We start from the raw sequence: 3,917 nt of genomic DNA on the forward strand, positions 1-3,917 counted from the left end.
ACCACCAGCCATAGTCATTTTGCTTCCAGCCTTCTATTACATTAGGTTTTTCCTCTGAGTTTGTTAGATTTTCAGTTGTTTCTTTTTTTAATTCTTCCAATTTTTCTTTAATATTTTTATTTTTATTTACCAATTCTTTTATAATATTATTATATTTTTCTTTGCTTGTAGGATTTTTTATTATTTCAAAAGATTCTTTTAATAAATATTCAAATTCTTCTTTTTCTTTTTTATCTATATCTTTATAATATTTATCTTCTTTTAGTTCTAAAGCTTTTTTTTTCTCATCTTTCAATTTGGAAACATCTAAATTTTTAAAAATTATTTCATGATTTATCCCTTTTTCTAAAATATTTAGATGATTTTTATTATAAGTATATACCTTAACTTTAATTATATTTTTATTGCTATCCATATTGTCATTAAAGGCATTTTTATCTAATTTTTCTAAACTTGATGGTATTTCTACTTCCTCTATTAAAGAACTTTTGAAAGCATCTTTTTCTATTTTTTTTATTCCTTCGTGCAAAATTAAATTTTTCAAATATCTAAATTTTTTATTTGATGCAAAGGCTTGTCCTTTTATTTCCTCTACTGAGCTTGGAATTTCTAAAGTTTCTAATCTATGAGATAAGAAAGCATATTTCTCTATAACTTTCACACTGCTTGGAATTTTTAATTGTTTTAATGGACACCCTGTGAAAGCTCCTTGTCCTATTGAAGTAACTCCATAAGGTATCTCAATGTTTTCTAAATGAATATTTCTCGAAAAAATTCCATTAGGAACTTTTTTAAAATTTTTGCTTAATTTTGCTTTTTTTATATCATTTAAAGAAAAAACACCATCTCCCATTTTTACCACATTATCGGGAATAATTATGTCTTGTAGGTTATTTCCATTAAACGCTAAAGAGTCTATTTCCTGTAAACTTTCAGGTAATTTAACATTTTTAAGTCTATTTTTTTGAAAAGCTTTTTTTCCTATTCTTTTTATATTTTTAGGTAAAATTACACTTATTAAACCATTTTTGCTTTCTCCTGTATCGGTTGTATAGTCATATTTTCCATCATATAAAAAGGCATTATCACTTATTTCTAATACTTCATTATTATCAGGTGTTTTTTCAGGAATAACTAAATATTTATTATATTCAAATTTTTCTTTTCCCTTATCACTAAACCCTAAAATACTACTACCTTTATATAAAAAATCTTCTTTTTTATATTTAGCTTCTTCACTAAAAACTAAATTTTTTTCTGCTTTTTTTAATTTTTTATTAATTTTGTCTATTGCTTCTTGACTTGCATCTTTTTTGTTATAAATAGTTTTAGCTTCTTCTATTGTTTTTAATAAATTATTATAAGAAATTTGTTCATATAATCTGTCACTTAAATTTTCAAGTCTGCTTATATTTTTTATCAACTCTTTTTTATTAACTCCGTTGGGAATAAGTTTTTTTATAGCATCATTTAGTTTTTTTGTAGCGTCATCTATTTCTTTTTGATTAGAGGAGTGCTTTTTCATAATCTCTTTTGCTTTTAATTTTATCTCTTCTAAAACTAAAAAACTTTCTTCTTTATAATCTTCTTTTAATAATGAAGAGGCATATTCTATACTTCTTCTTAAATTTATCCTATTAACTTTTTCTCCTACTAATTTAAATTCATGATAATCACTATAAGGATTTATATATGTCGAAACTTCTAAATGTCTTTTGTTTCTAGTATAAAGTTTTACTTTTTTTTCTTTATATCCTTCTTGTTCAAAAAAAACATTTTGTAAAAGTTTAAAAATACTAAAAGGTAGGTCTAGTTCTTTTATTTTATTATACGCAAAACTATAAGAGTCAAATTGAAAATTTTTAACATCATCACTTATTTTTAAATTAGTCATTTCATTATTAGCAAAACTTTCATTGCCCACTTTTACAACACTTTCAGGAATGAAAAGATTTTTTATTTGATTATTTTTAAAGGCATAAGATTCTATAAATTTTGTTCCTAAAGGTATTTTAAATTCTTTTATTTTGTTATTTTTAAAAGCTCCTGTATCTATAATATACTCTTTATACCCTTCATTTATTTTTATATCTAAAGAAGTTATATCTAAGTCTTTAAAACTATTAGGGGCTATTCCTTCTACTTTTTTTTCTATTTTTTTCCCTTGTTCTTCTACAAAAATAGTTTCAGGGATTACTAATTTTTTATTTTTTTTTATTTTTTCTTTTCCACTTTCATTTAAACCTGTTATCGCTAAATAATTCCTTTTTGATATCAATTTATTTTCTATAATTTTATAAGTAAAATCTTCTTTAGTAAAGTTATTATTAACCTCTTTTTCCTCGTTTTCTTTTATTTTTAGGCTCAAATTATAATTATCTAATACTTTTTCTATAAGTTCTTTGTTTTGTTTTGCTTCAGTATAAATATTTTTTGGGAATTTTTTGAATTTTCCTACTACATTTACTTTTTCATTATCTCTTTTTATTTCCCAATCTATTCCAGTTTCTAAATAAGTATCGTCACTTCCATCAACTTTTTTCCCTACTTTTACAAACCCTGTTTTTAATTTTATTTTTTCATTAAGAATCTTTAAAATTTCTTCATTTGATTTATTTTTATTAACTTCTATTTTTCCTAAATCTAAAGTTATTTTTTTATTAAGATAACAATTTTTATCACAAAATGCCCTAGCAAAAAGCATGATTTCTCTATTTTGTGGAATTTTTAATTCTTTAATATTAAATATCTCATCATGAAGATAAATTTTTTTTCCCTTTTCACTTATATTTATTTCTATATTACCTTTATTCTGATAAAAAACTCTATTTCCTAAATGAGTAAAATTTTCTCCTAAATTTATATTTGAATTTATTTTACATTTTTCAAAAGCACTATCTTCTACCTTTGTAAGAGTGTTGGGAAAATTAATCTTAGCTAGATTGCTACAATTTGAAAAAGCTCTTTTTCCTATTTCTAAAAGTCCTTCATCTAATTTAATCTCACTTAATGAAGTCTTAAAAAAAGACATTTCTCCTATTTTTTTTAAAGAATTAGGAAAGTTTATCTCTTTTAAACTGTTTACTCCCAAAAACGCTCCACTTTCAATAGTTTCTATCCCTTCACTTATTGTTACTTTTTCTACTTTTGTTTTAAAAAAGGCTTTTTTTCCTATTTTTTTTACAGCTTCTCCCTTTATTTTATTAGGTATCACTATATTTTTATCTTCACCTATGTATTTTGTAATTGTTCCTGATTTTTTATCAAAAGTAAATTTATTTTCATTAATTGTATTATAATCTCTATCTGTAATTTTTTCATTACTAATTTTTTCTTTTGCTAAAATATTTGGATTTGTTAAACTTGTTAACAATGAAAATATTAAAAAACTTGATAATATTTTTCTATTATTCATATTTTCTCCTTTTTTATCGTTACTTCCCTAATCAACTCTATTCTAGCATTATTTTTTTAATCTTTGTAGATGATTTTAATTACTTTTTTATTTCTTTTTTTATACATAAATTAATATAAAAGATTTTAAAAATTTTTTATTACCATTTTTCTTTTAATTACTAAATACAATTAATCTATAAATATAAGATTGATTTTTTTATTTTACCTTTTCTTATATTTAAAAAAATAAATTATAAATAAAAAAAGCTCTCTATATGAGCGATTATTTTATATAAACAAAAAATACCAACTATAAAAAAAGTATTTTTTTTGTCTTTTATGTTGATATTTCTTTTTTTGATTTTAAAGCTGGTTTCCTCTCTAAAACTCCTATGAACTATTATTTTGCACAACCTCTTTTTTAGTATTAAATTTATATTTTCTAATTATTTCTTAAACAATAAAAAAAAGCTCCCGAAAGGGAACTATTCAAAATGCCTGGCAACGTTCTAATCTTGCAG

Annotated in this window: 1 protein-coding gene; it reads right to left on the minus strand. The window is 22.3% G+C overall.

Going from position 1 to position 3,917, the window contains the following annotated elements; translation table 11 throughout:
* Positions 1-3,415 (minus strand): leucine-rich repeat domain-containing protein (locus HMPREF1871_RS03520; protein WP_157058053.1); only part of this gene is annotated, 3,415 nt, incomplete at its 3' end.
* Positions 3,416-3,917: the final 502 nt, after the last annotated feature.

It is taken from the genome of Gemelliphila asaccharolytica, from assembly GCF_001553005.1.
Classification (GTDB): domain Bacteria; phylum Bacillota; class Bacilli; order Staphylococcales; family Gemellaceae; genus Gemelliphila; species Gemelliphila asaccharolytica.